This window comes from Sphingomonas folli, from assembly GCF_019429525.1.
Lineage (GTDB): Bacteria > Pseudomonadota > Alphaproteobacteria > Sphingomonadales > Sphingomonadaceae > Sphingomonas > Sphingomonas folii.
The window spans coordinates 161,848-180,929 of the sequence record NZ_JAHXZL010000007.1 but is presented as its reverse complement, the minus strand read 5'-3'; the positions used below and the strand labels follow the sequence as shown (position 1 = coordinate 180,929).

Genomic DNA, 19,082 nt, shown 5'->3' with positions numbered 1-19,082 from the left:
CCGCGGCTCGGGGATAGAAGAAGGGGGGAAAAGCCACTGAGCGAGATCGAGATCGCGCGCGCGGCACGTCCCGCCGTGACTGGCGCGGGCTCGTCCGGCGTGGCACAGCACGCGCATGCCTCCTTCCCGCTCCCCACTCGCCGGTGGCTTCCCGATCGCCGCGCTGATCCTCGGCGGCACGATCCTCGGCCTCGTCGCCGGGCAGCCGACGATCGGCTTCCTCGCCGGGCTCGCGCTGGGGGTCGCGATCGCGCTGTGGGTATGGTGGCGCGACCGGTGACCGCGTCGGTCTGAGACGCGACGCCCGCGCGGTCGGGCTGCCAGGCACGTCGCGCGCCACCATGTCGACGCGGCCGCGGGAGCAGGCACCGCTCCGCATGACGTGTTCCTCCCCCCAGGGCTCGAAGTTCGTAATGAAAGTGTCGCCCAAACGTCGCGCGGCTTACACGCGGGCCCGATAGCGCTCCACCCCGAGACGGCACTCATGCCGCTCGGGGGACATCCACATGCCATCCATTCTCGGCCTGCTGCGGGCCTCCGTCGCGCTCGTCGGCGTCGCGTCGCTCGCCGGCACCGCCCACGCCCAATCGGCGCCGAGCGCCCCCGCGATGGCGCAGCCGAGCGACGCCGCCGACCCGCCCGGCGAGGACATCGTCGTCAACGGCACCTACGCGCGCAGCATCGACGCCGCCGTCGAGACCAAGCGCCGCGCCGCTTACGGGGTCGACTCCATCAGCTCGACCGACATCGGCAAGTTCCCGACGCAGAACGTCGCCGAGGCGCTCCAGCTGATCCCCGGCGTGGCGATCACGCGGCCGCGCGGCGAGGGTCTGTACGTCAGCGTCCGCGGGCTCGGACCGCAGTTCCAGAACACGCTGATGAACGGGCGCACCGTCGCGCTCAACGACCTGATCGAGAACGGCGGCGCGGCGGGGCGCCAGTTCCGCTTCGAGATGCTGCCGGCCGAGTTCACCTCGCGCATCGACGTGGTGAAGACCCCCACCGCCGACATGAGCGAGGGCGCGCTGGGCGGCAACATCGACGTCACCACCTTCCGCCCGCTCGAGGTGGGGAACAAGACGACGCTCAACCTGCGCGGCACCTACACGACGCAGACCGAGAAGGTACGCCCCAACGCGACGATGCTGACCAGCGCGACCACCGGCGACGGCACGTTCGGGCTGCTGGCCGGCGCGCAATATTGGGCCAAGTCGGTGCGCAACGACCGCTTCCTCAACTTCGGCTGGCTGCGCGACCGCTACACCAGCCCGGCGGCGGGCGGTCTGCCCGCCGGCCTCTACTCGCCGACCCGCACCCGCCCGACGGTGGAGACCGAGGACCGCGAGCGACTGTCCGGCATCATCTCGGCGCAGTGGCGCCCGACCGCCGAGCTGGAGACGATCCTCGACGTCGTCGCGACCCGGCTCGACGTCGCCTATGACGAGTTCGGCCTCGACATCTACCCCGACGACACCAGGAGCAGCTACACGCCCGGCGCGTCGATCGTGCCCGGCTCGGTCGTCACCGACGGCGACACGATCACCAAGGCGACGATCAACAACGTCCGCTTCATGGCGTCGCGCGAGTATAGCCTCAACCGCCACGACCTGCTAACGGTGGGCCTCAAGCAGCGCTGGAACCCCGACCGCTGGCACCTGTCGGCCGACGTCAACTGGTCGGCGGCACACAGCTATCACCCGGATTACCGCGAGGGCACGGTGCGCAGCCGCGCGATCTTCATCGCCCCGCTCAGCTACGACGCGACCGGCGGCTACAAGGTGCTGCCCAGCTTCACCACGCCGGTCGACGCGACGAACCCGGCCAATTACAGCCTCTACACCTTCAACATCGCGCCCAAGGACAGCAAGGACTGGGACCTCTACACCCGCGGCGACGTCGCGCGCGACCTGGACGGCTTCCTCTCCAAGCTGGCCGCGGGCGGCGAGTATCACTGGCGCAAGCGCGACTATTTCCGCCGCGATTTCCTGGTCAACCCGCCCGCGGGCACGCCGCTGAGCGTGCTCGGCAGCGGCGCCTATGAGCAGCTGCCGTTCGACGACTTCCTCAAGGGCGTGTCGGGGAACGCGCCGCGCAGCTTCCTCGTGCCGGTGACCGAGGCCTATCTCGACGCCTTCTTCACGCCCGCGGTGGAGAATTCTGCGCTGACGCTGGCGGACCGGCGCTCGTCGTTCGAGGTGACCGAGAAGATCGCCGCCGGCTACGTGCGCGCCGACTATCAGTTCCCGCTCGGCGCGGTGGCGGTGAGCGGCAATGTCGGCGTGCGCTACGTCCACACCGACCAGGTGGCGAGCGGCACGCTGACCGCGGGCTCGGTGGCGACGCCGGCGAGCTTCCCCAAGACCTTCAACAACTGGCTTCCCAGCTTCAACCTGCGCGCCGACCTCACCACCAAGCTGGTCGGCCGGCTCGCCGCCAGTCGGGTGCTGACCCGCCCCAACGTCACCGACGTCGCGCCGCGCATCACCGTCTCCACCGACGCGCCGACCGCGGGCGGCGGCAACCCGCAGCTGGTGCCGTTCCTGGCAACGCAGTTCGACGGCTCGCTCGAGTGGTATTTCGCGCCGTCGGGGCTGCTGTCCGGCGCGGTCTTCTACAAGGCCCTGGACAATTACATCACGCAGAACAACGTCGACATCGAGATCCCGGGGCGCGGCACGGTACGGCTGTCGACCCAGGTCAACGGCGGCGACGCCAAGGTCTATGGCGCCGAGTTCGCGTACAGCCAGGTATTCACTTTCCTGCCGCAGCCGCTCGACGGGCTGGGTGTGCAGGCGTCCTACACCCACACCTCGGTGCAGGCCGACTATAAGGCCGGCGACCGGGACATCCGCGACCAGCTGATCGGCCTGTCGAAGAACAGCTTCAACCTGGTCGGCTTCTACGACAAGGGTCCCGTGTCGGCGCGGCTGTCCTACGTGTGGCGCGACCGCTATCTGTCGGGCACGGGCAGCACGGTGCAGGTGCCGACCTATATCGCGCCGTTCGGCTCGCTCGACGGCAACTTCTCCCTCCGCGTCGCGCCGCAGCTGACGCTCAGCCTGGAGGGGATCAATCTCGCCGGCGCGCGGCAGAACACGTACAATGACAGCGAGCTGCGCTTCGGCGAGGTGAATTACTACGGGCGCACGATCCTGTTCGGCGCGCGCGCGGAATTCTGAGCGAGCAAGAGCCTCCCCGCTCGCGGGGAGGGGGACCGCCGCGCGCTAGCGCGGTGGTGGAGGGGGGCCGCCGCAGGCGCCGCGCTGCGGGGAGAGCCCCCTCCACCACCCGGCTTTGCCGGGCGGTCCCCCTCCCCGTGCCGGGGAGGAGTGCTCAGAACCTATACGTCAGCCCGACGTAATAATCGGTGCCGTAGCGCTGGTAGCGCCGCACCTGGCGCGGGTCGCCGTTGGTGTACTGGTAGAACTCCTGGTCGGTCAGGTTCTTCGCCTGCGCCAGGATGGCCAGCCCCTGGAGCGGACCGCTCTGGAACTCATAGCCGATCTGCGCGTCCAGGATGCCCTCCGCCTTGGCGGTGTTCAGCTCGGGCGTGGCCGACAGGCCGCGCACCTCGGCGAGGAAGCTCGAGCGGTAGCGATAGGTCGTGCGCGCCTGGAAGCCCCATTTCTCGAAATAGGCGGTGCCGTTGAGCACCCACTTCGACAGGCCCGGCACCGTCTGCGTGTCCGCCGGCGCGCTGTCGTAGCGGACCGCCGAGCTGGTGTAGCTGCCGCTGCCGAACAGGCCGAAGCCGTCGAGCGAGCGCGTCAGCATGCGCAGCGGCAGCGACAAGGTCGCCTCGGCGCCGAGGATCTCGCCGCGGCCCGAGTTGGCGGGCAGCTTGAACAGGCCGTTCTGCGCGTTCTGCGCGCGCACGATCGCCTGCTGCTCGGGCGTCAGCGAGCTGAGCAGCGGCGAGAAGTCGTACAGCACGTTGTTGTTCGGATCGACATAGTCGGTCAGCCGCTTGTAATAGCCGGTCAGCGCGACATAGCCGCCGCCGGGGAAGTATTTCTCGAACGACATGTCGATGTTGGTCGACTTGTACGGGCGCAGCTGGAAGTTGCCGCCGTCCGACGAGAAGGGGCTGTTGAGCGGGTCCGAGCCGCGCCCGACGTTGCCCGGGGTGATCGCGACGTTCTGCGAGATCCGCTCCTGGTCGAGCCGCGGGCGCACCATCGTCTGCGACGCGCCTATCTTGACGAAGCCGCTCGGGATCAGCTCGACCGACAGCGTCGCGCTCGGCAGCACGTTGGTGTATTTCGCGCCGCCCGAGACCTCGGACAGCGTCACCGCGCCGGCGTTGAGGCCGGCGATGCGGCCGTCCGAGCTCTGGTCGGTGTGCACCACCTGGACGCCGAGCGAGCCCTTCATCGCCTTGCCGCCGGCGGTGCCGTCGAACACCAATTTGGCGTAGCCCGTCGCCACCTTCTCCTTCACGCCCCACACCTTGGCGAGGCTCTCCGGGCGGTTGTCGAACACCGGGCTGAGCAGGTCGAGCACCCCGCGCGAGTCGAGCGCCAGGATGTTGGGCACGCCGATGAAGCCCAGCGAGACCGGGTCGAGCACGACGTCGCTCGGCACCGCGATCGAGGTCGTGGTGCCGCTGGCGACGGTGCAGTTGCTGCCGGTGCCCGACGGGCAGTAGAAGTAGGAAGTGTACTGCGCCTTCTTCTCGCGCTGCGAGTAATTGGCGCCGACCTCCCAGCCGCGGATCACGCCCAGGTCGGTGAAGTCGCCCGCCAGGCTCGCGCGCAGTGACTTGAGGTCGTCGCTGAACTTGGGTCGGTTCTGGAAGCCCGCCTGCACCACCGCGTTGGTGCCGTTATAGCCCCAGCCGCCCGGGTCGGTGATGCGGATCACGTCGGTGTTGGTATAGTCGAGCGTCGGCACGATCGAGTAGATGCCGCTGTCCTGACGCGTGATCGTGATCGTGTCGCGCTGACCGGTGCCGCCGTAACCGGTACCCGAGTAGGTCTCGATCAGCTCGTCCTGCCGGTTGGCGTGCGACCAGCTCGCGTCGACGTTCAGGTGGACCGTCTCGGACAGCTTGAGATCGTTGTTCCAGCCGAACGAGTACATGTCGGCGCGGCGCTCGTTGAGGTCGTTGCGCTGCACGGTGTACTGCGGCGAGAAGGTCGCGGTCTGGACATAGCCGTCCTGCACCGTCACCGAGCCGGGGTTGGGCGCGACGTTATAGCCCAGCGGGAACTCGATCCCGCGCAGGTGCTGCGTCTCCTCGAAGTGCGTGTAGAGCGCGTCGAAGGTCGAGTGGAACGAGTCGCTCGGCTGCCACTCGATCGTGCCGACCCCGCCGTAGCGCTTGAGCAGGTTCGACTGGACATAGGGCTTGGCGCCGCCGAGCAGGCATGGGTTGCCCCCCGCCGCGTCGCAGTTGACGTTGCGGTCGTTGAGCCCGGGATAGCCCCAGGCCTCGTATTTGTCGTAATTGGTCGGCGACTCCTGCGCGGCGAGGCCGATCGAGATGCCCAGCGTGTCACCCGCGAACTTGTCGACGAAGGTGGCGGTGGCGCGATAGCCGTAGCGCTGGCCGTCGGGGTTGCGCTTGCCGATCCCGTTCATCTGGCCGCGCGCCGAGACGACGAACAGCCGCTCCTTCTGGTCGAGCGGGCGCAGCATGCGCAGGTCCACCGTGCCCGACACGCCGGCCGCGATCAGCGACGCGTCGGCCGACTTGTAGACGTTGACGTTGCTGAAGAACTCCGACGGATATTGGTCGAACTCGACGCCGCGATTGTCGCCCGTGGTCACCTGCTCGCGGCCGTTGAGCAGCGTGGTCGAGAAATCGGGGCCGAGGCCGCGGATCGACAGGCTCTGGTCGCGCCCCTCGACGCGCTGAGCGGTGACGCCCGGCAGGCGCGCCAGCGAGTCGGCCACCGACACGTCGGGCAGCTTGCCGATGTCCTCGGCCGAGACCGAGTCGACGATGATGGTCGAGTTGCGCTTGATCTCGGCCGATTTGGCGAGGCTGGCGCGGATGCCGGTGACGACGATCTCGTCCGCGCCCGCGTCGGTCGCGGTGGGATCGGGGTTGGCGTTGGCGTCGGGCGTGGGATCGGCCGGCGGTGCCGGCTGGTCCGCCGTCGCCTTGGCGGTCGGGTTGGCGGTGGGCGCGTTCGGCTGCGACGGCGCCTCCTGCGCCTGCGCCGCGCCGGCGGCGAGCAGCAGCGCCGCGGCGAGCGCGCCGCCGCTGGTGCGCGAGACGAGGCGCGTGCGCGCCGATAGCATGAGTGACGAGCGGTCCAAGACGATCCTCCCCTGTCCCGGCGGTCGCGTTGGTGCGACCGTGCCTGGGTAGATGCCGCCGATTAGGCCCGCGCCGGACCGCGTCACAAGAAAGCCACATACGTATTCAGCCGCCTCGGGGCGGGCTGTGGCGCGGCGGACACAGCGGGTCGGGAGGCGTCGGCGAGGGAACGAGCGCGGTCGGCGCGACGTTGGCGCGCTTCAGCCGACGGAGACTGTCATGACCCGTGTCCTGCCCCGCGCCGCCTTCCTCGCCGCCCTCCCGCTCGCCCTGGCGCTCGGCGCCTGCGGCAAGGGCGACCAGACGATCACGACCGACGAGAACAACAACGTCGTCGCCAACGAGAGCCAGGCCAACGGCGTCACCGCGTCCGGCAGCATGGCGGGCGACAACATGGCGATGGACAATGCGATGTCGGGCAACGGCATGATGATGGAGAACAGCGACACGCTCGGCGACCTGTCGAACGGGACGATGTCGGGCGCGCGCTGAGCGGGTTGGGGCGGGCGTTCACCGCCCGCCGCGGCGTGGCTACGTTCGGTGGCCGCGTGGAGGCGAGCTCGTTGACCGACGTCTAAGATGCTCGCCGATCCCCCTGCAAGGGGAAGTGGCAGCGCGAAGGGCTGACGGAGGGGTGACCCGGCCGGGGCAGGTCTCTTGACTAGCGACCGGCGATACCCCTCCGTCGCGCTACGCGCGCCACCTCCCCTCGCAGGGGAGGATCAAGAGCCCCCCTCGCCTACCTACTTCCCCGCCTCCCACGCGCGCTGGCCGCCGATCCAGGTCTCGAGCACCTTCGTCTGGCGCAGCTCGCTCGCGCCCGCGAGCATCGGGTCGCGATCGAGGATCAGGAAGTCGGCGCGCTGGCCCGGCGCCAGCACCCCGAACCGATCCTCCGCGAACCCCGCGTAGCTCGCCCCGCCGGTATAGGCCCACCACGCCTGCTCGCGCGTCACCGCCTGCTCGGGATGCCAGCCGCCGGCGGGCTCGCCCGCGGCGTCGGTGCGCGTGAACGCCGCCGCCCAGCCCGCCCAGGGATCGGGCCGCTCCACCGGCACGTCGGAGCCGAACGCCAGCCTCGCGCCGCTGTCGAGCAGCGACTTCCACGCATAGGCGCCCGCCAGCCGCGCGGGGCCGAGCCGCGCCTCGGCCATCAGCCGGTCGCTGGTCTGATGCGTCGGCTGCATCGAGGCGACGATGCCGTAGCGGCCGAACGACTTGAAGTCGGCGGGATCGACCACCTGCGCGTGCTCGATCCGCCAGCGTCGGTCGCCGGTGTAGGTCTGCGACAGCTCGGCGATCGAGTCGATCACCTGCGAGTCGGCGCGGTCGCCGATGGCGTGGACGGCGACCTGGTAGCGATCCATCGCGGCGCGGCTCATGATGTTCTGCAGCTGGTCGTCGCTGAGGAAGCCGAGCCCGCGCTGCCCCGGCGCGTCGGCGTAATCCGCCTTGAGCCACGCCCCGCGCGAGCCGAGCGCGCCGTCGGCGTAGAGCTTCACGCCCTCGAGCCGCAGCCGGTCGTCGTACAGCCACGGCGTCGGCCCGGTGCCGCCGATCGTCACCGCGGTGTCGATGCCCAGCGCGTAGGACATGATCCGCACGCGCAGCGCGCCGGTGTCGCCCATGCGGCGATAGGTCATCCAGTCGTCGAGGCTGGTCCCCATGTCCGCGATCGCGGTGACGCCGTAGCCGAGCAGGATCTGCTGCGCCTTCAGGAAGGCGGCGGTACGGTCCTTGGGACTGACCTTGGGAACGACTCGCTCCATCAGGTCGGTGGCGCGATCGACCAACGTGCCGAGCGGCTTCTCGATTCGCCCGCCCGCGGGGTTCGGCGTCGCCGCGGTCACGCCGGCGGCCTTGAGCGCGGCCGAGTTGGCCCACATCGCGTGGCCGTCGGCGCGCGTCATCACCACCGGCCGATCGGCCACCGCGGCGTCGAGGTCGGCCGCGGTGGGGAAGCGGCCGAGCCCCCAGACCTCCTGGTTCCAGCCGCGCCCGACGATCCACGGCCGCTCCGGGTTCTCGCGCGCATAAGCGGCGATCTTGGCCTTGGCCTCGTCGAGCGTGCGCGTGTCGGAGAGGTCGAGCGTCAGCGCGGCGATGCCGAGCTGGACGACATGGCCGTGCGCGTCGATCATCCCGGGCACGAGCACGCGCCCCTTCATGTCGGCGCGCCAGTCGTAGCGCGGGCCGGGGTTCTTCTTGGTCGGCTTGGGCGGCTGCTCGTCGGGCGCGATCAGCCGGACGACCTTGCCCTGCGCGTCGATCACCATCGCCTTGAAGCGGACGACGCGCTGGTCGCGGTCGAGCGTGAGGCCGGTGACATTGTCGATCAGCGCGTCGGCGGTCGCCTGTCCCGCCGCGGCGAGCGAGGATAGCGCGACGGCGGCGCCGAGCAGGCGCGGGAGCAAGCGGCGGTTCATGCGATCGCCATATGATCGCGGGAGGTTTTTGGCGAGGGTGCGATGCGGATGGCCTCTTGCCGGCGTGCTCCTGCGGACGCAGGAGCCCAGCACCGCGGACGTGACGATACTGGCCCTGGATTCCTGCGTCCGCAGGAACACGGGAGCGAACATCTCATGCGGTGCGCTGCTCACCCGAGCTGTCGGCAGTCCTCCGCCGTCACCGTGTAGCTCGTCTGCGCGCCCGGCATGACGTCGGCGCGCAGCACCTCGCGACCGCTGCGGCACAGCAGCCGCACCTTGCCGTCGAACGCCGGCCGCGTCGCCCAGTAATCGCGCGCGAACTCGCGCAGCGGCCGCCGCCGCCCGCCAAGCCCATCCTCCAGCACCGCGCCCCGGATCAGCGCCCGCGGGTCGTACACCACGACGAAGCCGCGAGTCGCGAGGTCGATCGCGCTCACCACGACGCCGGCGAGGATCACCAGCAGCGCGATGCGGAGCGAGAAGAAGTGGCGCTGCACCGATCACCAATGCGCGTCGGCGCGCGGGTGTTCCTCTCTCCTCCATCATCGGCTAGCACCGCGCGATGGCCAGCCTTCCCGTGTCCGACCCCGCCCTGCCCGTCACGATCGAGGACGTCCGCGCGGCGCACGCGCGCATCGCGCCCTCGATCGTCCGCACCCCGACGCTCATCAGCCGCACGCTCTCCGAGCTGACCGGCGCGACCGTCTACCTCAAGTTCGAGAACCTCCAGTTCACCGCGGCCTACAAGGAGCGCGGCGCGCTCAACACGCTGCTCCAGCTCTCCGAGGCCGCGCGGGCCAAGGGCGTGATCGCGGCCTCGGCGGGCAATCACGCGCAGGGCCTCGCCTATCACGCCAACCGGCTGGGCGTGCCCGCGACCATCGTGATGCCGCGCAACACGCCGACGGTGAAGGTCACCCAGACGCAGGCGCACCGCGCCGACGTGATCCTGGAGGGCGACACGTTCGACGCCGCCTACGCGCACGCGCGGCTGCTCGAGGCCGAGCGCGGCTTCACCTTCGTCCACCCGTTCGACGACCCCCGCATCATCGCGGGCCAGGGCACGGTGGCGGTCGAGATGCTCGAGGACCATCCCGACATCGACACGCTGGTGGTCCCGATCGGCGGCGGCGGGCTGATCTCGGGCATGGCGACGGTGGCGCGCGCGGCGGCACGCCCGATCGAGGTGGTCGGCGTCCAGGCCGAGCTCTACCCGTCGATGTACAACCGCATCAACGCGACGCAGCTGGTCTGCGCCGGCGACACCTTGGCCGAGGGCATCGCGGTCAAGGAGCCGGGCGGGATCACCGCCCAGATGGTGGCGCGGCTGGTCGACGAGATCGTCCTGGTCTCGGAACGCAGCCTGGAGGAGTCGGTGAGCCTCCTGCTCCAGATCGAGAAGACCGTGGTCGAGGGAGCGGGCGCCGCGGGGCTCGCCGCGCTGCTCGCGCACCCCGAGCGGTTCCGCGGGCGCACCGTGGGCGTCGTGCTGTGCGGCGGCAACATCGACACGCGGCTGCTCGCCAACGTGCTGCTGCGCGACCTCGCGCGCTCGGGCCGGCTGGCGCGGCTGCGGCTCCAGCTGCAGGACCAACCCGGCGCGCTGTACAACGTGATGCGCGTGTTCGACCGCGAGCGGGTCAACATCATCGAGATCTACCACCAGCGCGTGTTCACCACGCTGCCCGCCAAGGGGCTGATCACCGACATCGAGTGCGAGGCGCGCGACCGCGCGCACCTCGACCGGCTGATCGAGGGACTGCGCGAGGCGGGCTATGAGGTGCGCCCGGTCGATCTCGCCTGAACCGATATCGCCGGGGCCATGGCGCGGAATTCTTGGTGAATCCACTTTTCACCAAGGGCCCGACCCTACATATGGGAGATCACGCACCGGGGCGGAGTTGTAGAGGAGGTTGAAGGCGGTGACCGCGCCATTTCGATTCCCGCGCTTCTTCGTCACCAGCCCGCAGCCGTGCCCCTATCTGCCCGGCCGGCAGGAGCGGAAGGTCTTCACCGAGTTGAGCGGCCCCAACGCGGGCGAGCTCAACGACGCGCTCGGCCGCATCGGCTTCCGCCGCAGCCAGTCGGTCGCCTATCGCCCGAGCTGTGCCGGCTGCGCCGCCTGCGTCTCGGTGCGCGTGCTGACCCATGAGTTCGAGCCCAACGCGACCCAGCGCAGGCTGATGCGCCGCCACGCCGACCTCGAGGTGAGCGCATGCCGTCCCTGGGCCACCGACGAGCAATATCAGCTGCTGCGCCAGTATCTCGCCGCGCGCCATCCCGGCGGCGGGATGATCGGCATGGACGAGATGGACTATGCCGACATGATCGAGCAGTCGCCGGTCAACTCGGTCGTGGTGGAATATCGCGAGCCCGCGGTCGGCGACCGGCCCGGGCGACTGGTGGGCGCCTGCCTCACCGACCGCCAGACCGACGGTCTCTCGATGGTGTACAGCTTCTTCGTCACCGACGAGGACGCGCGGCCCGGGCTCGGTAACCTGATCATCCTGGATCATATCGCGCGCGCGCGGACGGCGGGGCTCCCGTACGTGTATCTCGGCTATTGGGTGAAGGGCTCGGCGCGGATGGCGTACAAGACGCGCTACCGCCCACTCGAGATGCTCGGCCCGCGCGGCTGGACGCTGATGCCCGAGGAGGAGACCGCCGCGATCCGGGCATCCTAAACTCGTTTCGGCATCCACCGTGCCGTGCACTCGCCGGCGGGAGGCACTGCCGGACCTCGGTTTTCAGGACGACGGCGAGGGGCGCCCCCCCCCCGTGCTGCAGCGAACGCTGGAGCCCAGGGCCACCGCGCGCGCCGCCTGCGGGCCTGGGTTCCTGCTCTCGCTGGAACATGTCGTTCGAGGAAAGGCGCGCCTCATTCCCCCGCGAGATAGCGCGCGAGCGGCTCGATCATCTCCTCGGGCAGGCGGCGGGCGATCACCGGCATCACCTGCTGCGGCTGGCGCGCGTCGATCACCTTCTCGTCGCCGCGCCAGTGACGCAGCCGCTCGGCGAGATACACCGCGCGCTGGCCGGCGAGCACCGGCTGCGGCTTGCCCGGCGCGTGGCAGCTCGCGCACGCGGGCAGCTGGCGCTCCGGCAGGCCACGCTCGACGATCAGCCGCGCGCGCGCGTCGCGGCCCGGCGCCGCGCCCAGCCCCGGCATCGCCGCGAAATGCGCCGCCAGCGCGCCGCGCTGCTCGGGCGTGAGCACCGCGGCGACGTTGGCCATCACCGCGCTCTGCCGCCGCCCGTCGGCATAGGCCGCGAGCGCCGCCTCGAGGTAGCCCACGCGCTGCCCGCCGAGCACGGGGATGTCGGGCTGCCCGCGCCCGCGCCCGTCGGCGCCGTGGCAGGCGACGCAGCCCGCCAGCGTCGCCCCGGCGAGCGCGCGCGCGTCCGTCGTCCCCGCGCCGGTCGCACCGCCGCTGAGCAGGCGATATTCCGCCGCCGACATCACGGGCAGGCGGCGCACGAACGCGACCATGCGGCGGATCTCGTCGTCGCGTCCGTTCCCGCCCCAGGCCGGCATGCCGCTATATTTCACGCCGTGGCGCAGGATGTAGAACAGCTGCTTGTCGGTCCACTGCCGCGCGTTGACCGACAGGTCGGGGGCGGGCGGCGTCGCCTGCTGCATCACCGGCGAGGGGCGCTGGCCCGGCGCGCCGTGGCAGGTCGCGCAGGCGGCGGCGAAATGGCCCGCCGCGCTCACCATCGCGCCGTCGCGCGCGATCGGATCCTCGGGCGAATCGAAGAAACTGTGCGTCTTGACCGAGTTGCGCATCGTCCAGTGGAGGAACCACTCGGTCACCGCCCAGTGGCCCGAGGAGGCGGCGATGTTGAAGATGCCCGACCAGGCGAACAGCAGCCCCGCCGCCGCCAGCGTCGCCAGCGCGGCGACCAGCCGCTTCCAGGTCACCCGGATCGTCATGCCGCGCGCGGCTCCCGCAAGAGGGTGGCGAGCAGCCACAGCCCGCCCAGGCAATAGCTCGCGCCCCCCACTACTAGCATCACCACGCCGCCGAGCTGCTGGTCGGCGAGCGCGTCGAGCCCGGGCGCGGGATGCATCGCCATCATCGCGTAGAGCGGCCGCGGGGCGAGCCCGATCAGCGCGCCCAGCAGCGTCATGTGCATCGAGGTGAGCAGCAGTGCCGCCGCGCCTGCCGCGGGCTGCGCCAGCGCGGCGCGCCACAGCGCGACTCCCGCGGCGAGGAACAGCGCCTGCTCGGCCAGCGCGACCGCGGCGTACGAGTCCGCGAGCGCGCGGGGCGCGGGGAAGTGCCACGCCCAGACGATGGCGAACTCCACCATCGCCCACAGCAGCGGCGCGCCCGCGCCCCGCGGACGCCGCGGCAGCGCGGCGGCGAGCGCCGGCGCCGCGACCGCGACCGCGCCCATGTGCGCCGCCATATGCCCGGTCATGCCGAGCCCGGCGAAGGCGAGCGCGCTGGCGCCGAGCGCGAGCGATAGGCCGATCGCGCCGTTCATCGGCAGTCCGTCAGCAGCAGCGCGGGCGCGGCGGTGAAGAGCACCGCGACGAAGCTCAGCCCCGCCAGCAGCAACGTCGCGGTGGCGAGGAAGCGCAGCCGGTCGATGTCGGTGCCCTCGTCGTGCGGCGGGTCGTCGCCCGGCGTGCGCGACTGTACCCAGGCGATCCAGCCCGAGGCGAGGATGATCGCGAGCGCCGCGAGCGTGCCGGCGACGAAGGCGATGGGGAAGCGCGGGAAGGCGCCGAGCTTGGCGCAGCTCACCGCCACCCAGAGATAGCAGAACAGGAAATGCATCGCCCAGACGGTGGGCGGCACGATCAGCGTCCACAGCGTGACACGGAGCCCGCGAACCCGCTCGCCGAGGCTCTGCCGCCCGCGGGGTGCGTCCCGCTTCATGCCGCCCCCGGGAACAGGCCGATCGTGGCGTAGGTCACGACCGCGGTCAGCGCCATGAAATGCTGGTAGACGGTGATGTTGCGCAGGTCGGCGTCGTGCCGCGGCGTCATCCGCCCGGCGAGACTGCGCGCCAGCGCGTAGAGCTGCATGATCGCGCCGACGCCGCAATGCGCGGTGGTCCAGATCGCCAGCGTCCACACGATCGCGGGATAGACGTGCAACTGGGGTTCCAGCCCGCTCAGCCACGGCCCCGCCAGCCCGGCACCGATCGCGGCGAGCGACAGCAGCGCCGCCGTCCCCAGCGCCGCCCGCGCGGCGCCCACCGCCTCGCGCCGGTTGAGCTCGCGCGCCGCGACGGTCAGTGCCCAGCTCGCCAGCATCACCGCCATCGCCAGCATCGGCCAGAAGCTGCCCGGCCCATCCATGCCAGGGCCGTCGGGCGGGAAATCCTCCTGCCGCGTCCAGAAGAAATAATAGCCGAACACCAGCCCCGAGAAAGCGGTGGCGTCCGCCATCATCGTGATGAACATCGCCCACCAGCCGCTCGCCGAGGCGCCCGAGATATACAGCGGCAGCTCGATGCCGTGGCCGATCGGCTTGCCTTCCTTCTCCGGGATCTCGGCGGTGCCGGTCCACAGCCAGTAGAGCACCAACGCCAGCGTCGCGACGCCGCCGATCAGCGCCGCCCAGTAGAGATGGTAGGTCGTCAGGATGAAGACGCTGCCCAGCGCGATCGCAGTGAGCATCGGCACCACGCTGGGCCCGCCGAGCCGCAGCACCTGCACTGGCCGCGCGTCGAGCACGCTGGTGACGATCGTCTCGCGCCGGCCCTCCTCGGCATCGGGCAGGAAGAAGCGGCCCTCGTCGACCTTGGCGACGAAATCCTTCTGGTCCCAGATCGGGTAGCGGCTCTCGATCAGCGGGATCGAGCGGATGCCCCAGTCCTCGTCGTCGGGATGGGCGAGCCACTCGAGCGTCCCCGCCTCCCACGGGTTGCGCGGCGACTTGGATCGGCGCGGGCTCAGCGCGAGGTCGACGCACACCAGCAGCACGCCCGCGGCGAACACCCAGGAGCCGATCGTCGACGCCAGGTTGAGCCCGCCGATGCCGAGCTCCTCGGGATAGGTGAAAACTCGCCGCGGCATCCCCATCAGCCCGGAGAAATGCATCGGGAAGAAGGTGAGGTTGGCGCCGCCGAACAGCAGCCAGAAGGCGCTGCGCCCGATCCGGTCGGACAGCTTCTTCCCCGTGATCAGCGGCCAGTAATAATAGAGGCCGCCGAACAGCGGGATCAAAGTACCGCCGATTAGCACGTAGTGGAGGTGCGCGACGATGAAATAGGTGTCGTGCGCCTGCCAGTCGAACGGCGCGATCGCCACCATCACGCCCGTCAGCCCGCCGATGACGAAGATCGCGATCGAGCCAGTGACGTAGAGCAGCGGCGTCGACCAGGTCACGCGCCCGGCCCAGAGCGTGGCGATGAAGGCGAAGATCTGGATGCCGGTCGGGATCGCCACCGCCTCCGACGCGGCGGAGAAGAAGGCCAGGCTGATCTTGGGCAGGCCCGTGGTGAACATGTGGTGCACCCACAGCCCGAAGCTGAGGAAGGCCGTCCCCACCGCCGCCAGCACGATCCAGGGATAGCCCAGCAGGTGCCGCCGCGCGAAGGTCGGCACGATCATCGCGAACAGCGCGATCGAGGGCAGGAAGACGATATAGACCTCGGGGTGGCCGAAGATCCAGAACAGGTGCTGCCACAGGATCGGGTCGCCGCCCCGGGCCGCGTCGAAGAAGGGCCAGCCGAGCAGCCGCTCCAGCTCGAACAGCACGTCGCCCGCGATCAGCGGCGGGAAGGCGAACAGGATCATCACCGCGACGACCAGGATGTACCAGGCGTAAAGCGGCATGAGGTTGAGCCGCATGCCCGGCGGGCGGCATTTGAGCACGCCGGTGATCAGCTCCACCGCAGCGGCGACCGACGACACCTCGATGAAGCTCAGCCCCAGCATCCAGATGTCGGCGCCGAGCCCGCTGAGATCCGTGCGCGTGGTGAAGGGCGGGTACATGAACCAGCCGCCGTCGGGCGCGGCGTCGAAGAAGATCGAGCCCGAGACGAAGACGCCGCCGATCAGGAAGCTCCAATAGCCGAAGGCGCTGAGCCGCGGGAACGGCAGGTCGCGTGCGCCGAGCAGCTGCGGCAGCAGGATGATCGAGACCGCCTCGAACATCGGCACCGCGAACAGGAACATCATCATCGAGCCGTGCAGCGTGAACAGCTGGTTGAAGGTCGACGGCGTGACCAGCTCGTTGCCCGGCTGCGCCAGCTGCACGCGCATGATCAGCGCGAGCACGCCGGCGAACAGCATGAAGCCGAAGGCGGTCAGCGTGTACCACACGCCGACCTGGTTGTTGTTGGTGTCGGTCCAGCGCAGGAACAGTCCCTCGGGCGGCGCCCAGACGGCGCGCAGCCGCTCCTCCTGCGCCGCGCGCAGCGCGCGATCGTCCTGCGCGTGGAGGCTCATCGGTTCGTCTCCAGCCAGCGCGCGATCGCGGTGGCGTCCTGCGCGGACATCTGCGGGTAAGCGGGCATGCGCGCGCCGGGCTTCACCGCCGGCGCCTCGCGGATGAAGCGGACTAGGTTGGCGGTGGTGAGCGGCTGGATCCCCGCCGCCATCGTCTCGCGCGCGCCGAGATGCGTGAGGTCGGGCCCGATCGCGCTCGCCGCGCCGGTGCCGCGCACCGCGTGGCAGCCGCCGCAGCCGTGCGCATCGAACAGCCGCGCGCCCGCGGCGGCGGCGGTGGTGACTGGGCGGCGCTCCGCGGCTAGCCAGGCGTCGAAGGCGGCGGGCGCCATCGCGACCACATCGAACGCCATCAGCGCGTGGCTCAGCCCGCAGAACTCGGCGCATTGCCCGCGGAAGCGCCCCGCGCGCGTGGCGTGGACGACCAGCGTGTTGGTGCGCCCCGGCACCATGTCCATCTTCCCCGCGAGTCCCGGCACCCAGAAGCTGTGGAGCACGTCGCCGCCCTCCAGCGCGAGCACGACGTCGCGTCCGACCGGCACGCGCAGCTCGTTGGCCGCGGTGACCGGCGGCGCACCCGCGGGCTGATAGCGCATCCGCCACCAGAATTGCTCGCCGGTGACGGTGACGCGCAGGTCATCTCCGGCGGCGCGGATCGGGCGCATCGCGGGCAAGGTGACGACGAGCAGCGCGAGCAGCACGACGCTGGGCACGATACCACCCGCCCATAGCACCAGCCGCATGCCCTGGCGGTGGGTCAGTGCGCCCTCGCGCGAACGCGACGCGGTGACCATCAGCGCGGCGAGCGCGAGTGCGATGATCACCGCGCCGAGCACCATCCAGCCGGTCAGCCCGGCGAGCCAGGCGGCCTCCGTGCCGAAGGTGGTGAATGCAGATTGGCGCCCCGAGCCGATGGTCTTGTCCCCCTCGTTCGACAAGGATCGGTATGAAGCTTTGTTCCTGGCCTTGCGGTGACGAAATGTTGCTGCGGTATCGATTGCATCGCCGCCTAGTGCCGCCGGCGCAGGCCGGGGCACGAGGAGGAAGATCGGCGGCTGCCCTCTCCCATGCCGTCATCCTGAGCTTGTCTCAGGATCTACCGTGCCGCACAGTCCGGCGCGGCGGCACCTGCCTGATAGTGGATCCTGAGACGAGTTCAGGATGACGGCATCGTCGGTCGGCACCTCGTGCACGCCAGCACAAAATCATCTCACGCAACATCTCGCCCGCCGGACGGTTACCCGTCACGATGAGTCATACCGACGATCCGCCGCCGCCCTGGTGGGAGAGCGGCACGGTCTACCAGATCTACCCGCGCTCGTTCCAGGACAGCGACGGCGACGGCGTCGGCGACCTCGCCGGGATCGAGCGCCGGCTCGACCATGTCGCCGCGCTGGGAGTCGACGCGATCTGGCTGTCGCCGATCTTCCCCTCGCCGATGGCCGACTTCGGCTATGATGTCGCCGATTACTGCGGCGTCGAGCCGATGTTCGGCGACCTTGCCGCGTTCGACCGGCTGCTCGCCGCGGCGCACGCGCGCGGGCTCAGGCTGCTGCTCGACTTCGTCCCCAACCACTCGTCGGACCAGCACCCCTGGTTCCAGGCGAGCCGTTCCAGCCGGACCGACCCGAAGCGCGACTGGTATATCTGGCGTGACCCTGCCGCGGACGGCGGCCCGCCCAACAATTGGATCAGCGACTTCGGTGGGTCCGCCTGGGACTATGACGCGGCCACCGGACAATATTACCTGCACGCCTTTCTCAGCCAGCAGCCCGATCTCAACTGGCGCGACCCGGCGCTGAAGGCGGCCATGCTCGACGCGATGCGTTTCTGGTTCGAACGCGGCGTCGACGGCTTCCGCATCGACGTGCTGTGGCACATCGTCAAGGCGGAGGGCCTGCCCGACAATCCGCCCAATCCCTATTGGCGCCCCGGCATCACCGAGCGCGACCGGCTGATCCAGCAGCACTCGACCGACCAGCCCGAGGCGCACGCCATCGCCGCCGAGATGCGCGCGCTGGCCGACAGCTACGGGGCCTGCGGGCGAGAGCGCGTGCTGATCGGCGAGATCTTCCTGCCCAACGAGCGCCACGCGCGCTGGTACGGCACGCCCGAGCGGCCGCAGGTGCACCTGCCCTTCAACTTCCAGCTGATCGAGAATGCGTGGGACGCCGCCTCGCTGCGCCGCGTGATCGCCGACTATGAGGCGTCGCTGCCGCCGCACGGATGGCCCAATTGGGTGATCGGCAGCCACGACGCGCCGCGCATCGCGGCGCGGGTCGGCGAGGCGCAGGCGCGCGTCGCGGCGATGCTGCTGCTGACGCTGCGCGGTACGCCGACGCTCTACCAGGGCGACGAGCTCGGCATCGGCCAGGTCGATATCCCGCCCGAGCGCGTGCGCGACCCGCAGGAACTGCGCCAGCCCGGCCTCGGCATCGGCCGCGACCGCTCGCGCACGCCGATGCCGTGGGACTCAGGCGCCTTCGCGGGCTTCTCCGACGTGGAGCCGTGGCTGCCGCTCAACCCGGACTGGCACACGCGCAACGTCGCCGCGCAGGAGGCGGACCCGCGCTCGATGCTGACGCTCTACCGCCGGCTGCTCGCGCTGCGCCGCGCGCATCCCGCACTGGCGGTGGGCGACTTCGCGCTGCTCGACGCCGCGCCCGACGTGCTGGCGTATGAGCGGCGGCACGGCGACGTGACGCTGCGCGTCGCGCTCAACCTGTCGGGCGAGCCGCGCCCGCTGCCGTTCGACGGCGAGGTGCTGCTGTCGACGCTGGAGGGCGCCGGAGACGGCGTGCTGCGCGCGGACGAGGGCGTGGTGATGCGGTGAGTCACTCACACGTTGCCTCCTTCCTGGCGTCATCCTGAACTTGTTTCAGGATTCACCGTGCCGCACACCCGACGGCCGCTGCCCGCACGGACCGCTGGATCCTGAGACGAGTTCAGGATGACGCCGGGAGTGGGAGACGCC

General features: G+C 70.4%; 14 protein-coding genes. 6 read left to right on the top strand and 8 right to left on the bottom strand.

All coding sequences use genetic code 11. The features are described 5' to 3' along the window. Nucleotides 1-115 precede the first annotated feature (115 nt). Nucleotides 116-280: a hypothetical protein gene (locus KZ813_RS12435; protein ID WP_219755297.1), complete on the top strand. Its 165-nt coding sequence runs from the start codon at nucleotides 116-118 to the stop codon at nucleotides 278-280. A gap of 226 nt (nucleotides 281-506) precedes the next feature. Then, on the top strand, nucleotides 507-3,179 hold the full coding sequence (locus KZ813_RS12430) for a TonB-dependent receptor (RefSeq protein WP_219755296.1): 2,673 nt from the start codon (nucleotides 507-509) through the stop codon (nucleotides 3,177-3,179). Nucleotides 3,180-3,333: 154 nt separating this feature from the next. On the opposite strand, the gene KZ813_RS12425 is transcribed toward KZ813_RS12430, so the two are convergent. Then, nucleotides 3,334-6,249, bottom strand: a complete 2,916-nt coding sequence (locus tag KZ813_RS12425; protein ID WP_219755378.1) for a TonB-dependent receptor — start codon at nucleotides 6,247-6,249, stop codon at nucleotides 3,334-3,336. A gap of 238 nt (nucleotides 6,250-6,487) precedes the next feature. On the opposite strand from KZ813_RS12425, the gene KZ813_RS12420 reads away from it, so the two are divergent. Next, nucleotides 6,488-6,760, top strand: coding sequence for a hypothetical protein (locus KZ813_RS12420; RefSeq protein ID WP_219755295.1), 273 nt, complete (start codon nucleotides 6,488-6,490; stop codon nucleotides 6,758-6,760). A 251-nt stretch (nucleotides 6,761-7,011) separates the two neighbouring features. Here the strand turns inward: KZ813_RS12420 and KZ813_RS12415 are convergent, their stop codons facing one another. Together KZ813_RS12415 and KZ813_RS12410 are read right to left on the bottom strand one after the other, a co-directional pair. Next, nucleotides 7,012-8,694: an amidohydrolase gene (locus KZ813_RS12415; RefSeq protein ID WP_219755294.1), complete on the bottom strand. Its 1,683-nt coding sequence runs from the start codon at nucleotides 8,692-8,694 to the stop codon at nucleotides 7,012-7,014. Between the two features lie 170 nt (nucleotides 8,695-8,864). Then, the gene (locus KZ813_RS12410) at nucleotides 8,865-9,194 is read right to left on the bottom strand and encodes a hypothetical protein (RefSeq protein WP_219755293.1); all 330 of its coding nucleotides are present in this window, start codon (nucleotides 9,192-9,194) and stop codon (nucleotides 8,865-8,867) included. A 65-nt stretch (nucleotides 9,195-9,259) separates the two neighbouring features. Here KZ813_RS12410 and KZ813_RS12405 point away from each other — a divergent pair, with 65 nt between their 5' ends. Both KZ813_RS12405 and KZ813_RS12400 read left to right on the top strand, forming a co-directional pair. Further along, a complete protein-coding gene (locus tag KZ813_RS12405) occupies nucleotides 9,260-10,501 on the top strand; it encodes a threonine ammonia-lyase (RefSeq protein ID WP_219755292.1) in 1,242 nt (413 codons plus the stop codon). 118 nt (nucleotides 10,502-10,619) lie between these two features. Continuing rightward, nucleotides 10,620-11,381 (top strand): arginyltransferase, encoded by a 762-nt coding sequence (locus KZ813_RS12400; RefSeq protein ID WP_219755291.1) that lies wholly within the window; start codon nucleotides 10,620-10,622, stop codon nucleotides 11,379-11,381. A gap of 194 nt (nucleotides 11,382-11,575) precedes the next feature. On the opposite strand, the gene KZ813_RS12395 is transcribed toward KZ813_RS12400, so the two are convergent. The 5 genes from KZ813_RS12395 to KZ813_RS12375 are packed head-to-tail and all read right to left on the bottom strand — an operon-like array spanning nucleotide 11,576 to nucleotide 17,046. Continuing rightward, the gene (locus KZ813_RS12395; RefSeq protein ID WP_219755290.1) at nucleotides 11,576-12,631 is read right to left on the bottom strand and encodes a c-type cytochrome; all 1,056 of its coding nucleotides are present in this window, start codon (nucleotides 12,629-12,631) and stop codon (nucleotides 11,576-11,578) included. Next, nucleotides 12,628-13,188: a cytochrome c oxidase assembly protein gene (locus tag KZ813_RS12390; protein WP_219755289.1), complete on the bottom strand. Its 561-nt coding sequence runs from the start codon at nucleotides 13,186-13,188 to the stop codon at nucleotides 12,628-12,630. Before KZ813_RS12390 ends, KZ813_RS12395 begins: the two co-directional genes overlap by 4 nt. Further along, complete coding sequence (locus tag KZ813_RS12385; RefSeq protein WP_219755288.1) at nucleotides 13,185-13,586, bottom strand: hypothetical protein; 402 nt, start codon at nucleotides 13,584-13,586, stop codon at nucleotides 13,185-13,187. The genes KZ813_RS12390 and KZ813_RS12385 overlap by 4 nt, the downstream gene beginning before the upstream one ends. After that, the gene (ctaD, locus tag KZ813_RS12380; protein WP_219755287.1) at nucleotides 13,583-16,108 is read right to left on the bottom strand and encodes a cytochrome c oxidase subunit I; all 2,526 of its coding nucleotides are present in this window, start codon (nucleotides 16,106-16,108) and stop codon (nucleotides 13,583-13,585) included. The genes KZ813_RS12385 and ctaD overlap by 4 nt, the downstream gene beginning before the upstream one ends. Then, nucleotides 16,105-17,046 (bottom strand): c-type cytochrome, encoded by a 942-nt coding sequence (locus tag KZ813_RS12375; protein ID WP_258046707.1) that lies wholly within the window; start codon nucleotides 17,044-17,046, stop codon nucleotides 16,105-16,107. Before KZ813_RS12375 ends, ctaD begins: the two co-directional genes overlap by 4 nt. A 311-nt stretch (nucleotides 17,047-17,357) precedes the next feature. Between KZ813_RS12375 and KZ813_RS12370 the strand changes: the two genes are divergently transcribed. Further along, nucleotides 17,358-18,941: an alpha-amylase family glycosyl hydrolase gene (locus KZ813_RS12370; RefSeq protein WP_219755286.1), complete on the top strand. Its 1,584-nt coding sequence runs from the start codon at nucleotides 17,358-17,360 to the stop codon at nucleotides 18,939-18,941. Nucleotides 18,942-19,082: the final 141 nt, after the last annotated feature.